The 23591-nt window shown below is 70.6% G+C and carries 23 protein-coding genes; 11 read left to right on the top strand and 12 right to left on the bottom strand.

Annotated features, from left to right (window positions below):
- Positions 1-162: 162 nt before the first annotated feature.
- The 4 genes from ACFYWJ_RS13660 to ACFYWJ_RS13645 all read left to right on the top strand — a co-directional run bounded on the left by ACFYWJ_RS13660 (position 163) and on the right by ACFYWJ_RS13645 (position 4223).
- Positions 163-951, top strand: coding sequence for a methyltransferase domain-containing protein (locus tag ACFYWJ_RS13660; protein ID WP_355282149.1), 789 nt, complete (start codon positions 163-165; stop codon positions 949-951).
- Positions 948-2477 carry a glycoside hydrolase family 57 protein gene (locus ACFYWJ_RS13655; RefSeq protein ID WP_355282151.1) on the top strand — a complete coding sequence of 510 codons (1530 nt, stop codon included), beginning with the start codon at positions 948-950 and terminating at the stop codon, positions 2475-2477. The genes ACFYWJ_RS13660 and ACFYWJ_RS13655 overlap by 4 nt, the downstream gene beginning before the upstream one ends.
- A complete protein-coding gene (locus tag ACFYWJ_RS13650) occupies positions 2474-3727 on the top strand; it encodes a glycosyltransferase family 4 protein (protein ID WP_355282153.1) in 1254 nt (417 codons plus the stop codon). The genes ACFYWJ_RS13655 and ACFYWJ_RS13650 overlap by 4 nt, the downstream gene beginning before the upstream one ends.
- 133 nt (positions 3728-3860) lie before the next feature.
- Positions 3861-4223, top strand: a complete 363-nt coding sequence (locus ACFYWJ_RS13645) for an STAS/SEC14 domain-containing protein (RefSeq protein WP_355282156.1) — start codon at positions 3861-3863, stop codon at positions 4221-4223.
- Between the two features lies 1 nt (position 4224).
- On the opposite strand, the gene ACFYWJ_RS13640 is transcribed toward ACFYWJ_RS13645, so the two are convergent.
- Positions 4225-5493, bottom strand: coding sequence for a putative glycoside hydrolase (locus tag ACFYWJ_RS13640; protein ID WP_355282158.1), 1269 nt, complete (start codon positions 5491-5493; stop codon positions 4225-4227).
- Between the two features lie 185 nt (positions 5494-5678).
- Here ACFYWJ_RS13640 and ACFYWJ_RS13635 point away from each other — a divergent pair, with 185 nt between their 5' ends.
- Positions 5679-6677: a polysaccharide deacetylase family protein gene (locus ACFYWJ_RS13635; RefSeq protein ID WP_355282161.1), complete on the top strand. Its 999-nt coding sequence runs from the start codon at positions 5679-5681 to the stop codon at positions 6675-6677.
- A 7-nt stretch (positions 6678-6684) separates the two neighbouring features.
- Here ACFYWJ_RS13635 and ACFYWJ_RS13630 read toward each other — a convergent pair whose 3' ends face one another.
- Entirely contained in the window at positions 6685-7977 is a 1293-nt protein-coding gene (locus tag ACFYWJ_RS13630) for a PQQ-binding-like beta-propeller repeat protein (RefSeq protein WP_355282164.1), read from the bottom strand.
- A gap of 134 nt (positions 7978-8111) precedes the next feature.
- Between ACFYWJ_RS13630 and ACFYWJ_RS13625 the strand changes: the two genes are divergently transcribed.
- Genes ACFYWJ_RS13625 through ACFYWJ_RS13615 form a run of 3 tightly spaced genes read left to right on the top strand, consistent with a single transcriptional unit; the run spans position 8112 to position 10186 of the window.
- On the top strand, positions 8112-8858 hold the full coding sequence (locus ACFYWJ_RS13625) for an acyltransferase (RefSeq protein WP_355282167.1): 747 nt from the start codon (positions 8112-8114) through the stop codon (positions 8856-8858).
- 39 nt (positions 8859-8897) lie between these two features.
- The gene (locus tag ACFYWJ_RS13620) at positions 8898-9467 is read left to right on the top strand and encodes a DUF1697 domain-containing protein (RefSeq protein ID WP_355282170.1); all 570 of its coding nucleotides are present in this window, start codon (positions 8898-8900) and stop codon (positions 9465-9467) included.
- 29 nt (positions 9468-9496) lie between these two features.
- Entirely contained in the window at positions 9497-10186 is a 690-nt protein-coding gene (locus ACFYWJ_RS13615; protein WP_355282172.1) for a CoA pyrophosphatase, read from the top strand.
- Positions 10187-10189: 3 nt separating this feature from the next.
- Here the strand turns inward: ACFYWJ_RS13615 and ACFYWJ_RS13610 are convergent, their stop codons facing one another.
- The 10 genes from ACFYWJ_RS13610 to ctaD all read right to left on the bottom strand — a co-directional run bounded on the left by ACFYWJ_RS13610 (position 10190) and on the right by ctaD (position 19872).
- Positions 10190-11461 carry a class I SAM-dependent methyltransferase gene (locus tag ACFYWJ_RS13610; protein WP_355282175.1) on the bottom strand — a complete coding sequence of 424 codons (1272 nt, stop codon included), beginning with the start codon at positions 11459-11461 and terminating at the stop codon, positions 10190-10192.
- Positions 11462-12439 (bottom strand): methyltransferase domain-containing protein, encoded by a 978-nt coding sequence (locus tag ACFYWJ_RS13605; protein WP_355282178.1) that lies wholly within the window; start codon positions 12437-12439, stop codon positions 11462-11464. It lies immediately after the preceding gene.
- An 87-nt stretch (positions 12440-12526) separates the two neighbouring features.
- The gene (locus ACFYWJ_RS13600; RefSeq protein WP_355282180.1) at positions 12527-13303 is read right to left on the bottom strand and encodes an enoyl-CoA hydratase-related protein; all 777 of its coding nucleotides are present in this window, start codon (positions 13301-13303) and stop codon (positions 12527-12529) included.
- Positions 13304-13312: 9 nt separating this feature from the next.
- Positions 13313-14119 carry an NUDIX hydrolase gene (locus ACFYWJ_RS13595; protein ID WP_355282182.1) on the bottom strand — a complete coding sequence of 269 codons (807 nt, stop codon included), beginning with the start codon at positions 14117-14119 and terminating at the stop codon, positions 13313-13315.
- 189 nt (positions 14120-14308) lie between these two features.
- Positions 14309-15142, bottom strand: a complete 834-nt coding sequence (locus ACFYWJ_RS13590) for an ABC transporter ATP-binding protein (protein WP_355282184.1) — start codon at positions 15140-15142, stop codon at positions 14309-14311.
- An 18-nt stretch (positions 15143-15160) separates the two neighbouring features.
- The gene (locus ACFYWJ_RS13585; RefSeq protein WP_355282187.1) at positions 15161-15319 is read right to left on the bottom strand and encodes a hypothetical protein; all 159 of its coding nucleotides are present in this window, start codon (positions 15317-15319) and stop codon (positions 15161-15163) included.
- Positions 15320-15458: 139 nt separating this feature from the next.
- On the bottom strand, positions 15459-16241 hold the full coding sequence (locus ACFYWJ_RS13580; RefSeq protein WP_355282189.1) for a peptidyl-tRNA hydrolase: 783 nt from the start codon (positions 16239-16241) through the stop codon (positions 15459-15461).
- Between the two features lie 72 nt (positions 16242-16313).
- Positions 16314-16736 carry a protease inhibitor I42 family protein gene (locus tag ACFYWJ_RS13575; protein WP_355282191.1) on the bottom strand — a complete coding sequence of 141 codons (423 nt, stop codon included), beginning with the start codon at positions 16734-16736 and terminating at the stop codon, positions 16314-16316.
- An 81-nt stretch (positions 16737-16817) separates the two neighbouring features.
- On the bottom strand, positions 16818-18047 hold the full coding sequence (gene serB, locus ACFYWJ_RS13570) for a phosphoserine phosphatase SerB (RefSeq protein ID WP_355282368.1): 1230 nt from the start codon (positions 18045-18047) through the stop codon (positions 16818-16820).
- Positions 18048-18129: 82 nt separating this feature from the next.
- Positions 18130-19872, bottom strand: a complete 1743-nt coding sequence (gene ctaD / locus ACFYWJ_RS13565; protein WP_218719296.1) for a cytochrome c oxidase subunit I — start codon at positions 19870-19872, stop codon at positions 18130-18132.
- A gap of 326 nt (positions 19873-20198) precedes the next feature.
- Between ctaD and ACFYWJ_RS13560 the strand changes: the two genes are divergently transcribed.
- The 3 genes from ACFYWJ_RS13560 (at position 20199) to ACFYWJ_RS13550 (ending at position 23496) form a co-directional block, all read left to right on the top strand.
- The gene (locus tag ACFYWJ_RS13560) at positions 20199-21002 is read left to right on the top strand and encodes a VOC family protein (RefSeq protein ID WP_355282195.1); all 804 of its coding nucleotides are present in this window, start codon (positions 20199-20201) and stop codon (positions 21000-21002) included.
- Positions 21003-21099: 97 nt separating this feature from the next.
- Positions 21100-22890: a PQQ-binding-like beta-propeller repeat protein gene (locus ACFYWJ_RS13555; protein WP_355282198.1), complete on the top strand. Its 1791-nt coding sequence runs from the start codon at positions 21100-21102 to the stop codon at positions 22888-22890.
- 180 nt (positions 22891-23070) lie between these two features.
- The gene (locus ACFYWJ_RS13550) at positions 23071-23496 is read left to right on the top strand and encodes an AMP-binding protein (protein ID WP_355282200.1); all 426 of its coding nucleotides are present in this window, start codon (positions 23071-23073) and stop codon (positions 23494-23496) included.
- Positions 23497-23591 lie beyond the last annotated feature (95 nt).

Here is a 23591-nt window from a genome sequence, read left to right as displayed (position 1 = left end):
CGTGTGTGGTGGCCGCACGAGCTGGGCCGTACGTCCGTGTGAGTAGCTCAGAGCGGAACACTACCCTACGCTAAGTTACTCGTGGGTAACCTACATGCACAAGGGGTTCCCAACCGGTCCCTGACTCCTGCGGGAACCGGCGGTACCAGTAACGTCGGAGAAATGAGCGAGGCTGTGATCCCTGCCGCACCTGTGGCCGACACACATGAACCACTGCCGCTGACCGGTGAGCGGACCGTGCCCGGCATCGCCGAGGAGAACTACTGGTTCCGTCGGCACGAGATCGCCTATGCCCGCCTGCTCGACCGTTGCACCGGCAAGACCGTGCTCGAGGCGGGTTCGGGCGAGGGCTACGGCGCCGACATGATCGCCGGCGTGGCCGCGCGTGTCGTCGGCGTTGACTACGACGACGGCGCCGTCGCGCACGTGCGCGCGCGCTACCCGCGGGTCGAGATGATCCAGGGCAATCTGGCCGAGCTGCCGCTCGACGACGAATCCGTCGATGTGGTCGTGAATTTCCAGGTCATCGAACATCTCTGGGACCAGGCGCAGTTCCTGCGCGAGTGCCTGCGGGTGCTGCGCCCGGGCGGGCAGCTGCTGATCAGCACCCCGAACCGGATCACCTTCTCCCCCGGTCGCGACACCCCGCTCAACCCGTTCCACACCCGCGAACTCAATGCCGACGAACTGACCGAGCTGCTGGTCGAGGCCGGTTTCACCGTCGCGGAGATGCTCGGCGTGCACCACGGCGCGAGCCTGAAAGCCTTGGACGCCAAGCACGGTGGGTCGTTCATCGACGCCCAGATCGAGCGCGCGCTGGCCGGTGAGCCGTGGCCCGCCGACCTGACCGCCGACGTCGCCGCCGTCACCATCGACGATTTCGACCTGCGGGCCGGGGAGATCGACGCGAGCCTGGACCTGGTCGCGATCGCCGAAAAGGCGAGGCGTTGAACGTTCCAGGCCAGTTCACGCTCGTTCTGCACTCCCACCTCCCCTGGCTGGCCCATCACGGACGCTGGCCGGTCGGCGAGGAATGGCTCTACCAGTCCTGGGCCGCGTCGTACCTGCCCGTGGTCCGGGTCCTGAAAAACCTTGCGGCCGAAGGCCGTACACACCTGCTGAGCCTGGGCATCACCCCGGTGCTCGCCGCCCAGCTCGACGATCCGCACTGCCTGGCCGGCATGCACCACTGGCTGGGCAACTGGCAGTTGCGCGCCGACGAGGCGTCGATGTCGGGCAATGTGGCGCTGGGCAGGCACGAACACCGGCTGGCCGCGACGGCGCTGGCCGAGTTCGAGCGGGACTGGCGGCACGGCAGCGCGCCGGTGTGGCGCTCGCTCATCGACGCCGACGCGATCGAACTGCTCGGCGGCCCGCTGGCGCACCCGTTCCAGCCGCTGCTCGACGAGCGGCTGCGCCAGTTCCAGCTCACCGAGGGCCTGGCCGACGCGCGCCTGCGCTGGGGCACCACGCCCACCGGCATCTGGGCGCCCGAGTGCGGCTACACCCCCGGAATGGAGCGTAACTACGACGCCGCGGGTGTGACGCATTTCATGGTCGACGGCCCGTCGCTGCGCGGCGACACCACCCTCGGCAGGCCCGTCCGCGACGCCGACGTGCTCGCGTTCGGCCGCGATCTCCAGGTGAGCTACCGGGTCTGGTCGCCGAAGCAGGGCTACCCGGGCCAGAGCGCCTACCGCGATTTCCACCACTACGACCACGCGACCGGCCTGAAACCGTCCCGGGTGACCGGCAAGACCGTCGCCGGTCCTGACAAGGCCCCTTACGATCCGGAATTGGCCGCCACCGCTATCACCCGCGACGTCGCCGACTTCGTCGAGACCGTGCGCGCGCGGCTGATCGAGGAGTCCGCGCGGATCGGCAGGCCCGCCCTCGTGGTGGCCGCCTTCGACACCGAACTGTTCGGGCACTGGTGGCACGAGGGGCCCGAGTGGCTCGAGCAGGTGCTGCGCGCGCTGCCCGAGGCGGGCGTCACCGTCGGCACCCTCGCCGACGCCCGCGACAACGGCTTCGTCGGCGAACCAGTGCAGCTCAACGACTCGTCGTGGGGTTCGGGCAAGGACTGGCGGGTGTGGGCGGGCGACCAGGTCGCCGACCTCGTCGCGCTCAACGCCGACGTCGTCCGGCTCGCGCTGGACACCCTCGACAAGGTCGGCCGCGACGGTTCGCTGCGCGATCCGGTCGCCGACCAGTTGCTGCGCGAGGCGATCCTCACCGTCTCCAGCGACTGGGCCTTCATGGTCTCCAAGGACTCCGCCGCCGGGTACGCCCGCGATCGGGCGCACGAGCACGCGCACGCCGTGCGCGAACTAGCCGAGGCCATCGGGGCCGGCCAGTTCGCCAAAGCGGCCCGTCTCGCGGCAGGATGGAGCCTGGCCGACGGATTCTTCCCAGGTCTGGACGCGCGGCGGTTGCCGACCGCTGTCCCGTCGGCCGCCGCTGAAGGATTCGCATGAAGATTTTGATGGTGTCGTGGGAGTACCCGCCGGTCGTGGTCGGCGGGCTCGGTCGACATGTCCATCACCTGGCGGTGGAGCTGGCCGCGGCCGGTCACGAGGTCGTGGTGCTGGCGCGCAGGCCGACGGGCACCGACTCGATCACCCACCCCACGCACTCCTACATCGCCGACGGCGTGCTCGTCGTCGCGGTGGCCGAGGACCCGCCCTGCTTCGACTTCGGCGAGGACATGCTCGCCTGGACCCTGGCGATGGGGCACGCGATGGTCCGCGCCGGTGTCGCCCTGGGCAAGCCGGGCGTCGGCGAGGGCTGGACGCCCGATGTGGTGCACGCGCACGACTGGCTCGTCGCGCACCCGTCCATCGCGCTCGCCGAGTACTACGACGTGCCGCTGGTGGCGACCATCCACGCCACCGAGGCGGGTCGGCACAGCGGCTGGGTGTCCGGGCGGGTCAACAAGCAGGTCCACTCGGTGGAGTGGTGGCTGACCAACGAGGCCGATCAGCTGATCACCTGCTCGACCTCCATGCAGGACGAGGTGGAACGGCTCTACGGGCCCGAGCTCGCGCCGATCACGGTGATCCGCAACGGCATCGACGTCGGCGCGTGGACCTTCCGGCCGCGCGCGCCGCGTTCCGGGCCGCCCAAGCTGCTCTACGTGGGCAGGCTCGAATACGAGAAGGGCGTGCAGGACGCGATCGCGGCGCTGCCCCGCATCCGGCGCGCGCACCCGGGGACCACCCTGACCGTGGCCGGTGTCGGCACCCAGTTCGACTGGCTGCGCGAGCGGGCGCGCGTGCATCGCGTCGCCAGGGCGGTGCAGTTCGTCGGCAGTCTCGGGCACTCCGAGCTGCTGGGCTGGCTGCACGGCGCGGACGCCATCGTGCTGCCGAGCCGGTACGAGCCGTTCGGGATCGTCGCGCTGGAAGCCGCGGCCGCGGGTGTCCCGCTGATCGCCTCCACCGCGGGTGGGCTCGGCGAGGCCGTCATCGACGGCGTCACCGGCGCCTCCTTCGAACCGGCCGACGTGGACGGCATCGTCGACGCGGCCCGCGCCGTCCTCGACGATCCGGCGACCGCCCAGGACCGCGCTTACAACGCCCGCGAACGGCTCACCGCCGACTTCGCCTGGGACGTGGTCGCCGCCGAGACCGCGCAGGTCTACTCGGCCGCCAAGCGCCGGGTGCGCACCTCGCTGGGCAGGCCCGACATCGTGGAACGGCCGCTGCCCGAGCGCGACCCGAACTAGGACGCGGTTGCTCGTCGCGCGACCGTTCGCGGATCGCGCGCCGAGCTCGAGTTCACCCACAACGCATGACGCCGCGGCCCCGGCCCGGCTCTACCGTCGCCGGTGGAAGACCACCACGACGAAGGAGCCGACCATGCCCCTGCAGCCGATTCCCGACCTGCCCGCCGCGACCATCGGCTTCCGCGCCTCCGGCACCGTCACCGCCGAGGACTACACCACGGTCCTGGACCCGGCCATCGACGCCGCCCTCCAGCACGAACAGCCGGTCAACCTGGTCTACGTCCTCGGCCCCGACTTCGACCGCTACTCCCTCGACGCCATGTGGCAGGACCTGAAACTGGTCCGCGTCCCCCGCAGCTCCTGGGGCCGCATCGCCCTGGTCACCGACCACAAAGCCCTCGGCGAAGCCGTCCACCTCTTCGGCTTCCTCATCCCCGCCGAAGTCCGCGTCTTCCCCGTCTCCGCCGAACCCGAAGCCCTCACCTGGGTGGGGTGAGTCAGGCCGGGGGGAGGCCGTTGGTGTGGTAGCGGGTGGCGGCGTTCCAGAGGAAGAAGCTGTCGATGCCGGTGGCGTTGGTGGCGTCGATCTGGGCGCGGAGTTCGGCGTCGCCGTAGGTGACGCCGAGGCTGAAGTCCTGGAGCCAGGGGATGACGGTCGCGCCGGTGCCGGCGGTGCTGGTCTGGAAGTCGCGCAGGGAGCGGAAGATGATGTCGTAGGGCTGGGCGTTGGGGTTGGCCACGCCGTATTCGCCGGAGTTCCAGTGCGACGGGTAGAGCATGGGGGCGACGAAGTCGACGCTGCGGGCCATGCGGGGGATGTCCTGGGCGATCTCGTCGGGGCGGGTCGACGCGATGCCGTAGACGGCGGCGCTCAGGTGGGCGCCCGCGGCGTGCACCGGGTAGCGGCTCTCGGCGAGGAAGCCGGCGACGGCGTCGGCGGGGGTGCCGGTGAGTCCGGCGAAATGCATGCTGGTCAGGCTGCCGTCGGGGCGGCGGACGTAGTCGTACATGACGCCGTCGAAGCCGAGCTTGCCCGCCTCCACGGCCAGATCGATGTTGTAGCGGCGGATGTCGGGATGGGCGACATTGGTGAACGCGATCGGACCGTAGTGGCTGGAATAGGGCTGCCCCGACGGGTTCTGGACCACCCAGTCGGGTCGGCCGTTGTGCCAGGCCCACGCGGCGACGGTCGGATCGCGGAACGCGACGATGCGCCCGACCACCTGCAAGCCCAGCTCGTGGAGTTGCCGCAGGGCCGACGGCGCGTCGTAGATGCCAGCGACGGCACCGGATTCGCGGGCCAGCGGCACCTGGGAGTCGTAGCCGACGACCCCGTCCTCGTCCTTGATGTCTAGCTGCACGGTATCGATGCGGCGCTCGCGCGCGAGATCGAGCACGGCCTCGCGCAGCCCCTCGTGCGACCAGGCGTGCGCGGTGACATGCACCGCCCGCATGCGCGGCAGCGTCACCCCCGTGACGGCGACGGCGCTGCTCTGATTCCCCGCGGCGTCCACCGCGACGACCTCGACGGCGGGCGCCCACGGCACCGACAGCTCGAAGCTGCCGTCCGCGGCGGGTGTCACCGTGTCCGTGCCGACGGCGACGCGCACGGCGTCGACGGCCTTGCCGCGCACCACGATCGGCGCCCGGTAGGAGCGCACGGGATCGGGCGGGGCCACCTGGAGGACCGGCGGCGCGGTGTCGGCCGACGGCTCCGAGGCGGATCTGCTCAGCGCGAATCCGGCCACCAGAGCCACGATGACCATCGCGAGGACGGCACCCGAGGCGATCGTCGCCCACCGCCGCCGATCGCCCGACTGGATCCGCAATCCCAACGCCCGCACCAACTTCCACTACCGTTCGCCAGGCCACTATGGCGCAGTCGGGCAGTCCGTCTGCGGGTTATCGCAAGATCGGGGGAAAACCTCCGCCTGCGCGTAATATCGCCGCGATGACCGGCGGTTCGACACTGGCATTCCGACTCGCGCCCGCACTCCTGCTGCTCGCGACCGCCTGCGCGACACCGGAAGCACCGCCCCCGGCCCCACCGCCTGCCGCGACGACAACGAAACCCGCGCCGCCGGATCCGGCCGAGATCGCCGCCAACGAACTGGGATTCGTCCCGGTGCTGATGTATCACCAGATCACGCCGAACCCGGCCGGTGAATACGACCAGACCCCCGCGGAGTTCCGCGACGAACTGGAGCGGCTGTACCGCGAGAACTACCGCCCGGTGACGGCCGCGCAGTACATCGCGGGCGACCTCGACCTGCCCGCGGGCACCCATCCGGTCGTCCTCACCTTCGACGATTCCACCGGCAGCCAGCTCGCCTTCACCGACAGCGGGGCCGTGACCCCGGACAGCGCCGCGGGCGTCCTCGCCGAATTCGGCGCCCGCTACCCGGATTTCCGGCCGGTCGCCACCTTCTACGTCAACAACGAGCCGTTCGGCGGCGACCCGCGGGCGCTGCCCTGGCTGGCGGCCAACGGGCACGAGATCGGCGCGCACACCGCCGATCACGCGAATCTCGCGACCCTGGACGCCGACGGCGTGCAGCGCGAGCTGGCGCAGAACGTGCGGGCGGTGCGCGCGGCCGCGCCGGGCGTCACCGTGCGCACCATGGCCCTACCGCTGGGCATCTATCCCCGCGACCACGCGCTGGCCGCCGCGGGCAGCTGGGACGGCACCGACTATCGCTTCGACGCCGTCATGCTGGTCGGCTCGAATCCCGCCCCGGCACCGTACGGCACGGTCGACCCGGGCGGCGTGCCGCGCATCCGGTCCGGCCGGGGCGCGGTCCCGTTCGACTCGGGCTATTGGCTGGACTGGCTGGCGGCCCACCCGGAGCAGCGCTACACCGCCGACGGCGACCCGGCCCGCGTCTGCTTCCCCCGCCACCTCGCGGCGGAGGTCGGCCCGCGCTGGGCGGACCGGACCACCCCGTACTGACGCTCGATCAGGCGTCGGGAGAGAAGGTGAAGATCTCGCCGAGACGGGTGGCGACGACGACCTCGCCCTTCGGCCCGACCGAGGTGCCGGTGGTGGTGCCGGTGGCGCCGGGCAGGACATCGGAGTCGACGGTGTTGCCGGTGGCGGTGTCGAAGGTGATCAGGCTCAGGCCCGCGCCGATCGCGGCCACGGTGTAGCCGACGCCGCCCGCGGTCTGGGCGGGCGTGCCGCGCAGGGCCAGGTCCTTGCGTTCCCAGGCGGGCTCGGCGCGGTCACCACGGTCGTGCACGGCCATCAGGTAGCCGTCGTCGCCCGCGGGGATGATCAGGTCGTCGACGACGGAGATGCCGCCGCTGGGGGTCCAGCCGAGCGCGTGCGTCCAGCGGGTGCTGCCGTCCTCGGTGTTCACCGCGATCAGGCGGCCGCTGTTGTCGCCGATGTAGACGGTGTCGCCGTCGCCGGAGAGGGTGGGGCTGGTGGCGCTGCCACCGGTGAGCATGTCGGCGCTCCACTCCTGGACGACCTTGCCGTCGGCGTAGCGCATCGACCGCAGCGAGGCGGCCGCCTTGCCCGGCTCCCACACGGTGACGAAGAACCGGCCCGACTCGGGGTCGACGGCGGTGGTGTTGGCGACCGCGCAGCGCGGGCCGCCGGTCCGGCAGTCGTCGAGACCGTCGCCGGAGGCCGGGCGGGTCAGGCCGGGCAGTTGCAGGAAGTCGGGCTCGCCGAGCAGTTGCAGCGTCGGCACCTCGCGGCCGCCGGTCTGCCTGCTCAGGATGTCGACCTGGCCGGACTGGGTCACCGTCAGCACCCGGCCGTCGCCGGTGAACTGGATGGCCACCGGGACGCCGGCCACCGGCGTGCGCCAGCGGGGCTGGCCCAGGTAGTTGAAGGAGTTCACCGCGCCGTCGTCGCCGACGTAGACATTGCTGACGCCGTCGACCACGGTCGGCGCCTCGATCGTCGACGGGCCGAGCGGGTTGCAGAAGCGCTTGCGGCCGGTCGGCATCTGGAAGGAGAAGATCGCGCAGTTGCCGGTGCTCGAGGTGACGAACATCTGGCCCTCGGGACCGATCGTCAACGGCTGGGCGATCGGGCCGCCCACCGGACGGGACCAGCTCAGCGTCATCGCGTCCGCGCCCGTCACCGGGCTCGCCCCGCCGTTGCGGCCGTCGTGATGGGCTGCGGGCCAGCCCTTTCCGCCGCCGACGGTGATGTCGTCCACATCGGTGCCGCATCCTGCCAACGCCACCACACCGGCGGCAGCGAGCGAGGCCGCGACGCGAGTCCGAGTTCGCACCTGCTGATCTCCCTGTGTAATCGAGCCGATGATCGGGGTATCGCACGGTAGGCGTGCGCTCCGAAAGTACTCTGTGTAACCGACGACCGAATCCCCGGGGCTGGCCCGGTGCGATCACGACGGGAGAGTACTTCGTGACGAGCATGTGGGGCGCGCCGCTGAGCGCGCGCTGGCGTGGTTCCCGCCGCCGCGATCCGCAGCAGGCGCGGTTCCTGACCAAGGACTCGCTGCGCTGGGTGCTCGCCAACCGCGCCTACACCCCCTGGTACCTGGTGCGCTACTACCGGCTGGCCAAGTTCCGGCTGGCCAATCCGCACATCGTGCTGCGCGGGATGGTGTTCCTCGGCCGCAATGTGGAGATCCACGCGACCCCGGAATTCGCCCGCATGGAGATCGGCCGCTGGGTGCACATCGGCGACGGCAACGCCATCCGGTGCCACGAGGGTTCGCTGCGCATCGGCGACAAGGTGGTGTTCGGCAAGGACAACGTCGTCAACACCTACCTCGACATCGAGATCGGCGAGTCCACGCTGGTCGCCGACTGGTGCTACATCTGCGACTTCGACCACAGGATGGACGACATCACCCTGCCCATCAAGGACCAGGGCATCGTGAAGAGCCCGGTCCGGATCGGCCCCGACACCTGGATCGCCGCCAAGGTGACCGTGCTGCGCGACACCCGGGTCGGCCGGGGCTGTGTGCTCGGCGCGCACGCCGTCGTCCGCGGTGACGTCCCCGACTACAGCATCGCCGTCGGCGCGCCGGCCAAGGTCGTCAAGAACCGCAAGGTGGCCTGGGACGCGAGCGCCGAGGAGCGCGAGGCCTACCTGGCCGCCCTGGCCGATATCGAGCGCAAGAAGAACGCCGCCGCCCAGGCGTGATCGTCCTGCCCGCCGACGCGCGCCGGCGCATGATGGTGCGTGTCGGTGGCGCTGGGTACGGTCTGCTCCGTGGAGAGCTATGCGGCGCTGCTGCGGGGCATCATGCCCACGAATCCGAACATGCGGAACGAGAAGTTGCGCGCGGTGTTCGAGGGGCTCGGGTTCATCAAGGTGGCCTCGGTGCTGACGAGCGGCAATATCGTGTTCCGTACCGCGGATGATCCCGTCGATCTGGAAGCGCGTATCCAGGAGGCGCTGTCGGCCGAACTGGGTATACCCGGCGGCACCATCATCCGCAGCCACCCCGAGCTGCGCGCCCTGCTCGACCGCGACCCGTTCGAGGGCCTGCCGCACGAACGCGGCTCGTATCTGACGGTCACCTTCTTCAAAGATCGCATGCGTCAGGCGGATACGACGGCCTTCGAGGACGATCCGCTCACCCGTGTCATCGGCTACGACGCCGCCGCACGCGCCTTCCTCACCGTGATCGACAACAGCACCGGCAAGACCCCGGACTTCATGGCCCGACTCGAGAAGACCTACGGCAAGGACATCACCACCCGCACCTGGCTCACGGTCCAGCGCGTGGTGAAGAAGATGGAATCCTGACTCGTCGGCCGCTGGGGCAAGATCGAGGGGTGAGCCACCCGTACCTCCCGCGCGGCATCGAGGAATTTCGCGCCCTCGCCAAGGCCCGGTTGACGGCGTTTCCCCGGATCGCCGTCCCCGATGTCCCCGGTATGCGCCGCGCGGGCGTGACGCTGTGCGTGGTGCCGGGCGCCGGCGACGTCCTGTCGGTGATCGTGATGAAGCGCGCCTACCGCGGTCGCAACGCGGGCCAGTGGGGGTTGCCGGGCGGGCGGCTGGAGCCCGGTGAGACCGCCGAGGTCGCGGCGCTGCGGGAACTGCGCGAGGAACTGAACCTGACCGCGAAACCAGCCGATGTGCTGGGCCAGCTCGACGATTTCCCGGCCACCTCCGGCTTCGCGATCACCCCGGCCGTGGTCACGGTCGACGATATCGACTCCTTGCGGCCCAACCCGGACGAGGTGTTCTCCGTCCACCAGGTCGACCTCGCCCGGCTCGCCGCCGAGGACGTCCCGCACTGGGTGCGCCCCGAACACGCCACCCTCCAGCACGAACTGCGCGGCGATCTCCCGGAGGCGGATGCCACCGGGCTGCTCCAGATGCGCATCGCCCCTGATATGACCATCCACGCCCCCACCGGCGCCCTGCTGTGGCAGTTCCGCGCGGTCGTTCTGCTCGGCCACTCCCCCACCGATTCCCGGGTCGCCCACTTCACCCAGCCCGACTGGACCGCGCACTGACGCCTACGGGGCGACGGCGGTGCAGAGGAAGACCACACCCGCCCGGCCGATCCGGGTGACGACCAGCGTGTAGGGCACCGAGCCGCGCGGCTTGAGCTTCTTGCGCAGGGCGTCGGGATCGAGATCGATGCCACGGACCAGGATCTCCAGCGACCCGCAGTCGCGCCGGGACAGTTCCTGGCGCAGGGTCTTCTCGCGCAGCTCGAAGCGGTCCTCGATGCGGAAGCCACGCAGGCCCGCCGGGACCGTGTCGCCGGTGAGATAGGCGATCTGCGGATCGAGCTGCCAGAGACCGTGTTTCGCCGCGTAGTGACGAACCAGGCCCGCGCGCACGACCGCGCCGTCGGGGTCGACGATCCACGCGCCGGGAGCGCGCTCGGGGATGTCGTCGGGTTCGGCGTCGGTGAGCGTGCTCGCGCCGCCCCGGGAGTCGAGGACGGTGGCGCGGCGGGTGACGCCGGGTTCGGCCAGACCGGGCGACCACAGGCAGGCCTCGCGGACCGCGCCGTCGAGGGAGACGATCTCCACCTCGCCTGCCCACCCGAGGCGGTCGAAGTCCAGACCGGGGGCGGATTTCACGGCGATGTCGCGGCCCGCGTAGGCGGCCAGCAGATCGGGCAGCGGGGGCTGGAGTTTGGCGGGGTCGTAGGTCCGCCTGCCGTCGGCTCGGCGCGCCGGGTCGGCGATGATCACGGTGTCGCGCGAGGTCGGTACGAGTGCGTCGGCCTGTGCCAACACGATGTTGCGCCCCCGCGTCGACGAGTGCTCGGTGGCAACCGGAGCGGCGTCGTTTCGCTCGGCGGTACCCGTGCGGTCGTTTTCCGCGTCGACCGCGGTCGCGCGCAGTGGCACAGCGCCGAGATTATGGGCGGCCATCGCCAGCCGGACCTCGTCGAGATCGCTGCCGATCACCGCCGGGCACACGGCCGACAGCTCGGCCAGCTCCGCGCCGATCGAACAGGTGACGTCGTGCACGGCCCGACCGGCCAGCCGGGCCGCCCGGTGCCGGGCCACCAGCGCGGGTGTCGCCTGCTGCAACGCGTCGTCGGTGAACAGCCAGTCGGCGGCGCCGGGCAGCTTCACGGCGGCCTTGCGGCGCAATCGTACCGTCTCGATCAGCGCGGCGGCCCGCTCCGGAGACGCGCGACGCACCTGCTCGAGATCGCGCAGGTGCGTCGCCGGAGTCAGCTCCAGCCGGTCGACCTCGGCGAGCGCGGCGGATCCCGCCGCGCTGCCCAGGAAGGCGACATCGTCGCGGCCGAAGCGGTACCCCACTTACTTCTTGGCCGCGCCCGGCTTCACGCCGGTGATCATCGCGTTGTAGAAGAACTCGCGCGGGACGACCTTGCGCAGCACGTTCTCGTCGAGCCAGCTCAGGCCGAGCCAGGCGCGGTACTGCGCCATGCGGTAGCCGACCGTCAGCTTCTCGTCGGGCACGGCGGCCTCGAAGGTGCGCACCGGCCAGCCCCACAGGGCCGCGGCGAACTCCTCGGTGGTGGCCTTCACGTCGACCGCACCGGCCGACTTGGCCATCTTCTCGAGATCGGTCGGGTCGAAGGTGTGCAGATCGACGACGGCCTCGAGCGCGGCGGCGCGGGAGGACTCGTCCAGCTCGGTCTGCGGACGGCGCCAGCCGGACAGGAACGGCAGCTTGGTGATCTCGGTGGTCACCTTCCAGGTGGCCTGGCCGAGCTTGCGGGCGTAGAAATTGCCCACGGTGGTCGGCTCACCGGCGAAGACGAAACGCCCGCCCGGCTTGAGCACGCGCAGGCACTCCTTGAGCGCCAGCTCCACGTCCGGGATGTGGTGCAGCACGGCGTGGCCGCAGACCAGGTCGAAGGTGTCGTCGTCGTAGGGGATGGTCTCGGCGTCGGCGACGCGGCCGTCGACATCCAGGCCCAGGTGCTCGGCGTTGCGCAGCGCGACCTTCACCATGCCGGGCGAGAGATCGGTGACCGACCCCTTCTTCGCGATGCCGCCCTGCATCAGGTTCAGCAGGAAGAACCCCGTGCCGCAGCCGAGCTCGAGCGCCCGTTCGTAGGGCAGCGGGGCGGGGCCGACCGCGAGGTCGAACCGGCCGCGGGCATACGCGATACAGCGTTCGTCATAGGAGATCGACCACTTGTCGTCGTACGTCTCCGCTTCCCAGTCGTGATACAGGACCTGGGCGAGCTTGGTGTCCTTCAGCGCTGCTTCGACCTCGGCCTCGGTGGCGTGCGGGTTCGGCGCCGGGTCATCGGGGTGGACCGTCATAACCGCCAAGAGTAATAGGAGACCCTCAGCACGCAATGGCCGGTCTTGTTTCCGGCGGTTCCACTTGGTCGATTGACCGGTCTCAGCTCACCGTCCGGTGAAAACGGCGCTGTTCGGACCGTCGGCGGCGAAGGCGCGGGTGCCGGTGCGCGCGTCGTCGGTGTCGAACAACGCCGACCACTCGGTGACGGCGGTGGAGTGCGCGTGCGGGCCCGCTTCGAAGACGGCCTTGGCGGCGGCCAGCGCCCGCGGCGCGGCCGTGACGAACTGCTCGGCCCACCGGCGCGCGGCGTCGAGGACGTGGTCCGGCGCGACCACCTCGTCGACCAGACCGAGCTTCGCGGCCTCCTCGGCGTCGACGAAACGGCCGGTGTAGACGAGGTCCTTGGCCCGGCTCGCGCCGATCAGCAGCGAGAGCTTGCGGATGCCGGCGAGCGGGATCAGCCCGGCCTTGATCTGCGGCAGGCCGAGCTTGACGTTGTCGCCGATGATCCGGTGATCGGCGCCGAGGGCGAGTTCGAGGCCAGCGCCGAGGCAGTAGCCGGTGATCGCGGCGACGGTCGGCTGCGGCACCTTGGTGAGACAGCCCAGCGCCGCCTGCAGATCCGCCGCCATCGCGGCGGCCTGCCCGGCGTCGAGCTCGGCGAGTTCGGTCATCTCGTCGCCCGCGCTGAAGACCCGCTCGTCGCCGTAGACGATGAGCGCGGCCACGCCCGGGTGCCGGGCCACCGTCTCGGCCGCCGCGGCGACCTCACGGGCCAGCTGGGCGTCGACCAGGTTCAGCGGCGGGCGATCGATGCGCAGCAGCGCGACGCCGCGAGCGGACGGGTCGGCGGGCAGCTCGAGGGTGACGAATTCGGCCATGCGGTCAACCTACCGGCCGCCCAGTGCACCCAGCTGCGGCAGCTCCGCGAAATACCGGCCGTTGTCCGGGAAGTCGGTCAGCGGCGGGCCATCGGCGTTGGGCGTGTAGTGCGGCATGATCGGCGTGATCGCCCGCTCGGCGGCCAGCACGGCCGCGGTATCGGCGAATCCGCACAGGCCGTCGAGCTGCGACCAGGTCGGCGGCAGCAGGACGTGTTCGCCCGCCCGCCAGCTCGCCAGGGCGGCCTGCGGGGTCGCCCAGACGACCTGGGCGGCCTCGGAGGTGGCACCGTCGGCGATCTGTCCCTGCGGGAGCACCGCGACGAAGAAGCGGGTGTCGTAGCGCCGCGGCTCGGCCTCGGGGGTGATCCAGTTCGACCACGGCCGCAGCAGATCGGCGCGCAGCACCAGCCCCTCGGCCGCGAGGAAGTCCGCGAGCGAGAGCTCACGGCGCTCGAGCTTGCCGCGGGCCTCGCGGTAGACCGCGGAGTCGTCGACGACGGTGTCGGCGGTCGGCCCGGCCAGCAGCACGCCGCATTCCTCGAAGGTCTCCCGGACCGCGGCGGCGACCAGCGCCTGGGCGGCCTGCTCGGTCGTCGCGAAACGCTCGGCCCACCAGGCAGGCGCGGGTCCGGCCCAGGCGATGTCGGCGGTGCCGTCGGCGGCGTCGACGCCACCGCCGGGGAACACCGTCATCCCGCCCGCGAAGGCCATCCCGCTGACGCGGCGCTGCAGGAACACCTCGATGCCGTCGGCACCGTCACGCACCAGCATCACCGTCGACGCGTCGCGCGCGGCTACCCCGGACTCACTCATACCGTTCCTCTCCACCACAGGGCCGACGGTCCGGCGGCCGCCGCGCAACGGCGGCTCACCGGAGCCACATCCGTTCCACGGCGGCCGTCGCATCGGCCTGTCTGCACCCTAACGCTCGCTTGGTTCGCCAGGGAAACAGTTCAGCCCGGACCGTGCCACCGCGACCCGAGGGTTCCCGCTGAGTGGGCCTCAGGCCCGGCGGTGCTGACCGGCGCGCCGGGCCCGGCGGGCGAACCAGCGCCCGTCGACCCGGTCCAGCGCGATCGACTGGCTGAACGCGGCGCTGAGGTTCGCGGCGGTGAGCACGTCCTCGAGCAGCCCCTGCCCGACCACCTCGCCCTCCTTGAGCAGCAGGGCGTGGGTGAAGCCCGGCGGGATCTCCTCCACGTGGTGGGTCACCAGGACCATGGCCGGGGCGTCGGGATCGGCGGCCAGATTGCCCAGCCGCTCCACCAGTTCCTCACGCCCGCCCAGGTCGAGGCCGGCGGCCGGTTCGTCGAGCAGCAGCAGTTCGGGGTCGGTCATCAGGGCGCGGGCGATCAGCACGCGCTTGCGCTCACCCTCGGACAGGGTGCCGTAGGTGCGGTCGGAAAGGTGTTCGGCGCCGAGGGTTTCCAGCATGTCGACGGCGCGTTCGGTGTCGATGTCCTCGTAGCGTTCGCGCCAGCGGCCCAGCACCGCGTACCCGGCCGACACCACCAGGTCGCTGACCTTCTCGTCGACCGGGATGCGGCTGGCCACCGCCGCCGAGGACAACCCGATGCGTGGCCGCAGCTCGGTGACGTCGACGCGACCCAGGGTCTCCCCCAACAGGTTCGCGTCACCGGAGGTCGGATGGACCTCGGCGGCGGCCATTCTCAATAGCGAGGTCTTGCCGGCCCCGTTCGGGCCGAGCACCACCCAGCGTTCGTCGAGCTCGACCTGCCAGGTGACCGGGCCTACGAGCGTTCGGCCCGAGCGGCGGATGGTCACGTCGGAGAAGTCGATGAGCAGATCGGGATCGGGTTGCGACACGCGCTCCATCTTGGCCCACGGGGGCCCTCAGCGGAACGACCGGCCCGTGTGGGATTCGTCGGCCCTGGTCGATACGGATTCGCGGCGCCCGCCGGACTCGCCACGCAGCATCCGCGCGGCGACGAAGGAGACCGGCACCGACAGCACCACCCACACGATCAGGATCACCACAATCGTCGTCACCATCGCGGAACCTCCCTACGCCCTCGATGCCCCAGCCGTCGTGTACGTATACCCCCAGGGTCCTCCAGATACACCGAGTCCGGGCGGCGGGTCGCGAAATCCGCCGCGAGAACGACGAATTCGGAGCGCGTAGCGCGCCCGCTCAGGCCTGCGCGGGCACCGCGATCACCGTCATCGAACCGGGCGCCACCTCGGTGAAGCCCGCGTCGCGGACGGCGACGGCGCGTCCGGCGGCGACCTCGGCCACCAGCGCGGGCCAGTGCCGTTCGTCGGCGTCGCGCACCGCGCAGCGGAACTCGCGCGCGGCCCAGGCCGCGGCGGCGGCCACCGGCAACGCGCCCGCCAGCAGCATGCTCGCGTGGCCGACCTGGGCGGCGGCCTTGCCGACCGACATCTCCAGGGCCGCGTTCACCCACAGCACCGGCAGTTCGGGGTCCGGCGGGCCGGGCTCGTCGTGGTCGAGGTCGGTGCCGCCGATCTGCAACTTGCGGATCCGCTGATCGATCGCGCCCACCGGGCCGGGCACGAACGCGCGCGCCTCGGCGCCGTCGACCTCGACGGTCACCCCGTCGACCTCGCTCGCCGCGACCCACTGCGCACCGCGCGCCCGCCGCGCCACCTTCCTGATCCGGGAGCGCTTCCACGCCAGGTAGCGCGGCTCCCACTCCCCGCCCGGCCCGGATCGCGGATCGAGGCACACGGCCACCGCCGCGGCCGCCGCGGCTTCCAGCAGCGCGCTGCGCGCGGGCGGGTCGGCCTTGGGGATGTGCAGCACCATCTGCATCGCCTGGACCATGGCCGGGTCGTCGGGGTCACCGTTGCCGCCGTAGCCGCGCGCCAGTTCGGCGTGCCGGAGCGCGAATTCGGCCGCGTCGTCGCGTGCCTGCGCCTCGGTCTCCACGCCGCTCAGTTCCCCGCTACCCATCCACAACACCCGATCCGCTCGACGCCACTGCGGCCAAGCCTATCGAGGCGGGCGGACACCGCGACGTGGGCGCTAGGCGACCCGCACGGTCAGGATGAACTCCGGTCCCGGCTCGATCGGCGGCTGACTGGCCGGACCGTAGACGAACTGGATGGTCGCGGTCCCCGGCCCGACACCCCGGAACGGCCACAGCGTGCTGGCCCCGTCGGCCTGCGGCGGCTCCGGCGCGAGCACGCCCCGCTCGATGTTCACCGGCGACCAGGATTCGGTGTCGTCCGGGTTCTGCGGCAGCCGGACCAGCAGCAGCTGGCCGAGCCCCAGCGCGACCGTGCTCCCGCTGAAGGTCTGGTCCACCTCCACCGGGCCCGCCGCGGACTGCGGCGCGGTGGTGGGCAGCTCGATCGTGGTCGAGGAGAGATCCCCGGTGTCGTCGTCGGCACCGCACCCGGAGACCACCATCGCCACCGCGCACGCCGCGAACAGGATTTTCCGCATGGCACACTCCCAACGCCGAAGGACACCCTGCGCTGGAGGCTAACGCCGCGACCGGGCCGATCCGGTCGCGACGCGCCAGGACTACCGGCCGAGCAGCGGAACCCGGCGCACGCCGCCGTCGCGGGCGTCGGCCGCCTCGACCTCGTCGCGGGTGACGCCGAGGATGAACAGCACCGCGTCCAGGTACGGGTGCGACAGCGCCGTATCGGCCACCTCGCGCAGCGCCGGCTTGGCGTTGAACGCCACGCCCAGCCCGGCCGCGTTGAGCATGTCGATGTCGTTGGCGCCGTCACCGACGGCGACGGTCTGCTCCATCGGCACGCCGGCCTCGGCGGCGAACTTGCGCAGCGCGGTCGCCTTGAACGCCCGGTCGACGATCTCGCCGATCACCCGGCCGGTGAGCTTGCCGTCGACGATCTCGAGCGTGTTGGCCTGCACGAAATCCAGTTCCAGCTCGTGCGCGAGCGGCTCGATGACCTGCCGGAACCCACCGGAGACCACACCGCAGCGGAAACCGAGCCGCCGCAACGTGCGGATGGTGGTGCGCGCGCCGGGGGTGAGCTCGATCCGGTCGGCGACCTGCTCGATCACCGATTCGTCCAGGCCCTCGAGCGTGGCCACCCGCTGCCGCAGCGATTCGGCGAAGTCGAGCTCGCCGCGCATCGCGGCCTCGGTGACCTCGCGGACCTGCTCCTCGACGCCGGCGTGCGCGGCCAGCATCTCGATGACCTCGCCCTGGATCAGCGTGGAGTCCACGTCGAAGACGATGAGCCGCTTGGCCCGGCGGGCCAGCCCGGCCCGTTCCACCGCGATGTCGACCTGTTCGGCGACGGCGATGTCGGCCAGCGCGGTGCGCAGCCGCGCGTCGGTGTCGGCGCCGGAGTCGGCCGCCGAGACCATCAGTTCCATGCCGGTCACCGGGTAGTCGGCGATGCCGCGGATGGTGTCGATATTGGCGCCGAGCCCGGCCAGCAGGCGCGAGATCGCGCTGAAGGCGTGCGCGGTGACGGGCGCGCCGAGCACGACGACGGCGTGCGTCGACATCGGCGGCTTGCCGATCTGCGCGTCGACCGACACGTCGACCTGCATGCCGACGGTGTTCATGGCCTCTTCGAGCTCGTCCTGCAGCGCCTCGGGGTCGTTGGGGCACGAGACCAGCACGCCGAGGGTGAGCCTGCCCCTGATGACCACCTGTTCCACGTCCAGCAGGCTCACCTGATGGCGTGACAGCGTCGCCAGCAGCACGGACGTGACGCCGGGTCGGTCGGGGCCGGTGACGGTCACGAGAACTGTGGTGTCGGCCAAGTCGATCTGCTCCGTTCGATTACCCACAAAAAGAGTGTGCACCCGCTGGTCACCCAGCAGGTGCACACCCTTGGTCTTCCGGTGTTTCTTACTTCTTGGCGAGCGCGCCTTCGCTGACGTGCGTCGCGTGCTTACCCGAGCCCCAGCCCACGTGCGCCTCGGCCTTCATGCGCTCGACCATGTGCGGGTAGTGCAGCTCGAACGCCGGGCGCTCCGAGCGGATGCGCGGCAGCTCGTAGAAGTTGTGCCGCGGCGGCGGGCAGGTGGTGGCCCACTCGAGCGAGTTGCCGTAGCCCCACGGGTCGTCCACCGTGACGACCTCGCCGTAGCGGTAGCTCTTGAAGGTGTTCCACACGAACGGCAGCATCGACGAGCCCAGGATGAAGGCACCGATGGTGGAGATCGTGTTCAGCGTGGTGAAGCCGTCGCTGGGCAGGTAGTCGGCGTAGCGACGCGGCATGCCCTCGGCGCCCAGCCAGTGCTGCACCAGGAAGGTGGTGTGGAAGCCGACGAAGGTGGTCCAGAAGTGCCACTTCGCCAGGCGCTCGTCCATCATGCGGCCGGTGATCTTCGGGAACCAGAAGTAGATACCCGCGAAGGTGGCGAACACGATGGTGCCGAAGAGCACGTAGTGGAAGTGCGCGACGACGAAGTACGAGTCGGTGACGTGGAAGTCCAGCGGCGGCGAGGCCAGGATGACGCCCGACAGACCACCGAAGAGGAAGGTCACCAGGAAGCCGATCGACCACAGCATCGGTGATTCGAAGGTCAGCTGGCCGCGCCACATGGTGCCGATCCAGTTGAAGAACTTCACACCGGTCGGGACGGCGATGAGGAAGGTCATGAAGGAGAAGTACGGCAGCAGCACGGCGCCGGTGGCGTACATGTGGTGCGCCCACACCGCGATCGACAGCGCCGCGATACCGAGGGTCGCGTAGACCAGCGTGGTGTAACCGAAGATCGGCTTACGGCTGAAGACCGGGAAGATCTCGGACACGATGCCGAAGAACGGCAGCGCGATGATGTAGACCTCGGGGTGGCCGAAGAACCAGAACAGGTGCTGGTAGAGCAGGATGCCGCCGGTGGCCGGGTCGTAGATGTGGCCGCCCAGGTGGCGGTCGTAGGCCAGACCGAACAGCGCCGCGGTCAGCAGCGGGAAGGCCAGCAGCACCAGGACCGAGGTCACCGCGATGTTCCAGGTGAAGATCGGCATGCGGAACATGGTCATACCGGGCGCGCGCAGGCAGACCACGGTGGTGAGCATGTTGACGCCACCGAGGATGGTGCCCAGACCGGAGACGGCCAGGCCCAGGATCCACAGGTCGGTGCCGACGCCGGGCGAGTGCAGGATGTCGGTCAGCGGCACGTAGGCCGTCCAGCCGAAGTCCGCCGCGCCACCGGGGGTCACGAAGCCCGCGGTCGCCATGGTGCCGCCGAACAGGTACAGCCAGTAGCTGAACGCGTTCAGTCGCGGGAAGGCGACGTCGGGGGCGCCGATCTGCAGCGGCAGGATGATGTTGGCGAAGCCGAACACGATCGCCGTCGCGTAGAACAGCAGCATGATCGTGCCGTGCATGGTGAACAGCTGGTTGAACTGCTCGGGCGAGAGGAACTGCAGACCCGGGCGCGCCAGCTCGGCGCGCATGAGCAGCGCCATGAGACCACCGACCAGGAAGAAGCTGATCGCCGTCACCAGGTACATGGTGCCGAGCACCTTGGGGTCGGTGGTGGTGACCGCCTTGTACAGGAACGAGCCCTTGGGCCCGGTCCGAGCGGGATACGGTCGAGTCGCTTCCAACTGAGGGACTGGCCTGGGCTCTACCGCAGTCACTGATCCTCCTGAAGATGCCTGTACGTCACTCGCAGGCCCTCCGTCCTCCGGTCAGAGGCAGACGACGGTCAGCATGCGTTGGTGTGAATCGTAAACCGTGCTGCCGCAGCATTCCGCGCGGGTCCTACTCTGTGTCGTATTCAGCGCGCCGTAGACGGCCGACGGCGTGTCGGCCGCGCGCCGTTCTCGATCTTCCTCCGCAGGTCGCGCGGGTGCAACGGTTGTCGGCGATGACTTTTCGGGTGTCGCGGCGTCATGATCGATGACGGTGGGCACGCCCCGCCACCGTCTCTGTCGAGCCAGTACCCCACAGCCGAGGAGTCGCCATGTCCATCGCCCAGCAACCCGGTGATCCCACCTGGGTCGATCTCTACACCGCCGATCTCGACCGCGCCATCGCCTTCTACGGCGAGCTGTTCGGCTGGACCGCCGAACGCGGCGGCGAGGAGTTCGGCGGCTACACCACCCTGCGCAAGGACGGCAAGGCCGTCGCGGGCGCGATGAGCCGGGTCCCCGACGCCGGTGACCCGTACCCCGACCGCTGGACCGTCTACCTGGCCTCGGCCGACGCCGCGGCGACCACGGCGAAGGCCAGCGCCGCGGGCGGCAACATCTTCGTCGAGCCGATGGCGGTCGGCGAGCTCGGCACGATGGCGGTGCTCGCCGACGTCGGCGGCGTCGGTGTCGGCGTCTGGCAGGCCGGCGAGTTCCCGGGGTTCGAGGCGATCGGCGATGTCGCCGACGGCGTCTGGAGCAACCACGACGGCGTCCCGTCCTGGTTCGAGCTGATGACCCGCGCCTACGACTCCTCGCTGACCTTCTACCGCGACGTCTTCGGCTGGCGCGACACCTTCGTCGTGGCCGACTCCCCCGAGTTCCGCTACACCACCCTGCACGCGACCTCGCCGATGCGCGGCGGCGTCATGGACGCCACCGGCCACCTCCCCGAGGGCATCCCCGGCGCGTGGACGGCCTACTTCGGCGCCGACGACGTCGACAAGACCGCCGAACTGGCCACGACGCTCGGCGGCGCGATCGTCTTCGAGCCGATGGACACCCCCTACGGCCGCCTGGCCGGTCTCACCGACCCCACCGGAGCCCACTTCAGCATCGGCGGCAACGCGCGCTGAGCGGGGTAGCGGCGCGATTTCCGCGCCGCCACCACCGGCGCTAGTCTCGATCCGGCACCCGGTGGGGGCTGCCGGGTCGAATCTCATCCGGGGGAACATGTCCGACGATCAGTCCACCGTGCCCGCGCGCTCGCCGTGGCCGGTCCTGGCGGGTCTGATCGGTGCCGTGCTGGTCACCGGGGGTGTCGCGCTGGCGCTCTACAGTCAGTTCGTCGCCGCACCGATTCCGGTGCCGTTCGGCCGCCACGCCGAAACCGGCGAATTCCCCTTCCGCCTCGTCCGGGGAACCCTGATCTTCGCCGGCGCGGTCGTGCTGATCGGGGCGGTTGTCGTGGTCCGGGGGCGGCGCGATGACGAGCGCGCCGCGGGTGTCACGGCGAGTGGAGTGCTCGTTCTGCTGGCTGCGCTGATCGGCGGCATCGTGTTCGCGGTGACCGCGCACATCCCGTCGACGTATCAGCGCCTGACCTCGATCTTCGTCGCCACGCCGCGGGTACCGTCCGCGATCGCCGCGCTGGCCCTCGTCGTCCTCGGCGCGGTGCTGATCTTCGTACTCGTGGCGTCGCCGAGCGCCCCGGTGCCACGGCGGTGGGCGCTCGCCGTGGCCCTCGTCATCGGCATCGTGGCGGTGCTCGGCGCCGCCGGAGTCGCGGTCCGGCTCGGCGACGACACGGCGGCCGTCGATCACGTCACCGCCGATCCCGGCCCGGAATCCGCGGTGCCCGCGGTGCTGGGGCCGGAGAAGTTCCGGTTCCAGGTCCCGGTTGCTCGCTCGCACAAGGACACTCGAATCGCTTTCACCGGAACCGGATTCGTCGTCTCGACCAGGGTCGGTGTCACAGCGTACGACGGAGCGACGGGTTCCGAACGCTGGCACTACCGGCGCCTCGATGTCCGCTCCGACACCGTCGGGAACGTGCCCGAGTTGACGAAATCCCTCCGCGGCGAGAAGGTCGTGCTGACCTACTGGGAGAAGCGCGGCTGGATGGCCTTCGACACGGTCACCGGTGCACTCCTCTGGACCGAAGCGGACTTCACCCGCGACGGGGACTTCACGCGCTCCGGCGATTTCAACGTCGACGGGCACTTCGCCATCGACGATGACGCCACGGTTCGCGGGCATCTGCTCGCCACCACCTCCGCCCGCGGGGCGGTGACTCGGTACGACGCAAGGACCGGCCGCAACCTGTGGACCACCCCGTCCGAAACGCCGGGTTGCACCTCGACCGGTGAGCGCGTCGTCGCCACCATGACCGCGATCTACCGCGCGGCGACCTGCGGCGCAGGTGACACGGCGACGGTGACCGTCACCGTGTTCGATCCGCAGTCCGGGCAGGTTCGCGACCGGCGCAGCTTTCCCGCGCCGCGCGAGGAGTCGCCCGGCTCCCTGGAGGTCCGTGTGCTCGACAGCGGCTTCGTCTGGATGACGCTCTTCCACGACGGCGCCGACACCGAGCTCCTCCTGCCACCGAACGCCCCATTGACGTCGGCCATCGTCGATTCGAGCCGCAATGACATCGACGTGCGGGCCGCCGACAACGACGTCCTGATCAGCACTTACCACCCGGACGGGTACAAACTGCCCAAGCGATGGGAGGTCCTGTCAGGGGCCGATGGCGAGTCCACCGAGCTCGACACGACCTCCGACGAGCGAGCGCAGTACGCCGAAGCGGCCGCACTGCTCGCCGACCAGATCGTCACGCTGACCCCGGACGACGGCTACACCCTGCGAACGTGGGACCGGTCGACCGGCCGCGCGGGACCGGTGCGGCCGGTCACCGTGGCCTCGGCGACCGTCACCCTGCGATTCACCACGGTCGCCGGCTCCCTGGTCCTGATCGCGACCGACAACAAGTACCGCGATATCGAGGTCGTCGGCTTCGGCTGACGCCCCCGACCGGTGGCGGCAACGAGGACGTCCACCACCGGGTTCACCCACCTTGGGGTGGTAAACCCGCCCCCTGGGAGGCCGCTCCCCAACGCTGGGGTCGCTGTCGGAGTCCCCGCCCGGCGACGACAGTAGAGGTGTACCGAAAAGCACCTCCTACCAGCGCCAAGGGGACCCACGATGAGCACGATGACCACCACCGCGATCGCCGACAACGTCATCCAGCTGCCCCGTCGGCAGTCCGCCCCGATCGCCACCGATGGTCACCTCGCCGATGCCGATCTGGATCGCTGGGCCAACCGGCTGGCCCGCCTGCTGCTGGGCCGCGGCGCCACGGCGGGCGCCCGGATCGCCCTGGCGGTCGACGCCGCGACCGAGGCGATCGTCGCCGAGGCGGCGGTGCGCAAGATCGGCGCCGTCCCCGTCGCCGTCGCCGACGACGAGTTCGTCTTCGGCGCCTATCTCGGCATCACCACCCGGTCCGACCGGCCCGAACTGACCGATGTCGTCGACTGGCTGGTCCTCGACGATCGCTCGACCCTGCAGCGCTATCTGGTCAGCTCCGACGCGCCGCTGTCCACCGCCGATCTGCGCGCTGTCTCCTGAACCCATTCCGGTCTGGTCCTCGCAGGTCCAGAATGGATCAGAGCGCAGTACGCAGCGGCGGGTACTACCTCAGGAGGTAGTACCCGCCGGTCGGG

The sequence above is a fragment of the Nocardia sp. NPDC003269 genome, from assembly GCF_042888005.1.
Classification (GTDB): domain Bacteria; phylum Actinomycetota; class Actinomycetes; order Mycobacteriales; family Mycobacteriaceae; genus Nocardia.
The sequence above is the reverse complement of the archived record's forward strand: the minus strand, read 5'-3'. Positions and strand labels throughout refer to the sequence as shown.